Source organism: Intrasporangium chromatireducens Q5-1 (assembly GCF_000576575.1).
Taxonomy (GTDB): domain Bacteria; phylum Actinomycetota; class Actinomycetes; order Actinomycetales; family Dermatophilaceae; genus Intrasporangium_A; species Intrasporangium_A chromatireducens.
In genome coordinates this window covers 1-2,624 of sequence record NZ_AWQS01000379.1, presented here as the reverse complement: position 1 = coordinate 2,624, position 2,624 = coordinate 1, and the positions used below count along the sequence as shown (strand labels likewise).

The 2,624-nt window shown below is 71.2% G+C and carries 3 protein-coding genes; 1 reads left to right on the top strand and 2 read right to left on the bottom strand.

Annotated features, from left to right (window positions below; genetic code table 11):
- Window positions 1-44: 44 nt before the first annotated feature.
- Complete coding sequence (locus N864_RS21290) at window positions 45-812, bottom strand: histidine phosphatase family protein (protein ID WP_240474443.1); 768 nt, start codon at window positions 810-812, stop codon at window positions 45-47.
- A 101-nt stretch (window positions 813-913) separates the two neighbouring features.
- Between N864_RS21290 and N864_RS21285 the strand changes: the two genes are divergently transcribed.
- Entirely contained in the window at window positions 914-1,879 is a 966-nt protein-coding gene (locus N864_RS21285) for an NAD-dependent epimerase/dehydratase family protein (protein WP_034722137.1), read from the top strand.
- Between the two features lie 39 nt (window positions 1,880-1,918).
- On the opposite strand, the gene N864_RS21280 is transcribed toward N864_RS21285, so the two are convergent.
- Complete coding sequence (locus N864_RS21280; RefSeq protein ID WP_240474442.1) at window positions 1,919-2,521, bottom strand: mycothiol transferase; 603 nt, start codon at window positions 2,519-2,521, stop codon at window positions 1,919-1,921.
- Window positions 2,522-2,624 lie beyond the last annotated feature (103 nt).

The following is a 2,624-nucleotide window of genomic DNA, read 5'->3' as shown; positions in this document are numbered from 1 at the left end:
CGGCGCCGGCGCCGCCGCGCGACGGGTCGGCGCCGGCCGCTGCGTCAGCCGACATCGCCGACTCGATCCGTCTTGCTCGGCTCATCCGTCGTCGGGGCGGCGGCCCGGTCCACGGCGGAGGTGTCGGCGAAGCGGTCGAGCAGCAGCCGCCCGTCCTCCTGCCGGTAGCGCGTCATCGAGCAGTTCGGCAGCCGCTCGCTGCGGTCGATGTCGAGCAGCTCGCGCTCGGTGAGGTTCTCGAGCACGTAGCGGAAGCTCATGATCACGGCCTGGTGGGTGAAGAGCCAGACACGCCGGCCTTCCCAGCCGGCCAGGTCACGGATGATGGAGCGGACCCGGAGGCTGACGTCGCACCAGCTCTCGCCGGACGGGGGCACGTAGTAGAACTTGCCGATGAGGTCGCGCCGCTGGGCCTCCGCGGCATACTCCTCCTGGATCCCGAAGCGGGTCATCCCGTCGAAGACGCCGAGGTCCCGCTCGCGCAGCCGCTCGTCGACGAGGAGGTCGACCTCACCGCCCCAGGTCTGGAGCGCCAGCTCCGCCGTCTCGGCGGCACGTCGGTAGGGCGAGGAGACGACAGCCTCGGGCAGCTCGGTGTCGGGCAGCTTGGCCAAGTGGCGGCCGAGGGCCTCCGCCTGCTCCCGTCCCGTGTCGGAGAGGGGTACGTCGGCGTCACGGAACTCGAGGTCGAGCCGCGGCGCCCTCGCCGCTCTTGCCTGCTCATCGGCGAGGTTGCCGATGCTCTGGCCGTGTCGGACGAGGATGAGCTGGGTCGGCCACGTCGTGGCGCTGGTCAGGATCCCTCTGGGCACGGGTTCGCCTCCTTGAGTCGTTGCCCTGCCCCCTACCCACGCGCGGCACCCGCTCCTCCAACCGCGGCCATTCTGGTCACGGGGTGGCCACAATTGGGGGCATGCGCTACGCAGTGACCGGAGCCACCGGCTTCGTGGGAGGTGAGCTGGCGCGGCAGCTCGTCGCCGATGGCCACGACGTCGTCGCCCTCGTCCGGTCACCCGCCAAGGCGGGCGAGCTGTCGCGGCTCGGTGTCGAGCTCGTGCCCGGTGACCTCGACGACCGTGACGCCCTCGACCGGCTGCTGCCCGGTGCGGACGGGCTGTTCCACGTCGCCGGCTGGTACAAGCTCGGACAGCGGGATGCCACCCCCGGGCAGCGGGTGAACGTCGAGGGGACCCGGCACGTCCTGCAGGCCGCGCAACGAGCGGGCACCGCGAAGGTGGTCTACACGAGCACCCTCGCGGTCAACTCGGACACCCGCGGACAGGTGGTCGACGAGACGTACCGATACCGCGGGCGGCACGTGTCGGAGTACGACCGGACGAAGGCCGAGGCCCACGAGCTCGCGAATGGTCTCGCAGCGGAGGGCGTGCCCGTCGTCATCGTCATGCCGGGAGGGATCTACGGCCCGGGTGACACCTCCCAGGTCGGCGAGCTCATCGCCCGCGTCGTGGCGGGCAAGCGGGCCGAGGCTCCCCGTGGTGGCGGCGAGCTGACCTGGGCGCACGTCTCCGATGTCGCCCGCGGCCACATCCTGGCGATGGAGCGGGGACAGGTGGGGGAGTCCTACATGCTCGCTGGTGACCGTGCCACCTTGGCCGAGCTGCTGCAGCGCACAGCCCGCATCGCCGGCACCAGGGGGCCGCTCCTCGTGCCCACTGCCGTCCTCAAGGCCGGTGCTCGGGTCATGACAGTGGTCACCCAGGTCGTGCCCGTGCCACCGCTCTACCACCCGGAGAGCCTGCGGTCGGCGCTCGCGTCCTACCTCGGCACGCGGGAGAAGGCGGAGCGCGAGCTCGGCTGGCGTCCCCGTCCGCTCGACCAAGGGCTCGCCGAGACGGTCTCCGCGCTGCGCGCTCGGTAAGGATGCTGGCCCGAGCCGGGTCAGCATCCTCGGGGAGGTCTAGTGGAACTCGTACGACCCGCGCACCGGCCGCCAGTCCGCCGGTGGGTCCTCGCCGACCCGACCGTCGACCGACTCGCGGATGAGGTCGGCGTGACCGGTGTGCCGGCCGTACTCCTCGACGAGGTCGAAGAGCAGGCGTCGGAGGTTGGCGTGGGTGCCGTCCGGCATCGAAACGTGCACGGGTTGGTCAAGGCCGTCGTCGTCGAGGACAGTGGCGATCCGCTGGCGTGCCCGCCGGACAGACCCGTCATACAGCTCGTACAACGACTCCGGGCTGTCGTCGGCGGCCGACCGGAAGTCCCAGTCGTCGCTGCCGTCCCAGTCCATCGATGTCCAGGGCTCCCCGAGCGGCTCATCACGCAGCTTTGCCGTGGTGTGGAAGTCCTCGACGACGGCGAGGTGCTTGAGCAGACCACCGATGGTGAGGGTCGAGGCGCCGATCCGGGCGGCGAGGCCTGAGGCGTCGAGACCGTCAGCCTTCAAGCGGAACGTCGTCCGGAGCCGGTCGAGGGCGCCGAGGAGGTGCTCGACCTCGTCGCCAGCCAGCGGAGGCTCCCAGAGCGGTGCGGTGTACTGCATCGTGGCGCTGTCCGTGTCCATGCCGCGACGGTAGGCCGGGTTGCGGACGCTCGGCTTCCGGAAGAGGCCGGCGTGCACTCTCGATGGTGAGACGCGCACTCTCGATGGTGAGACGCGCACGCTC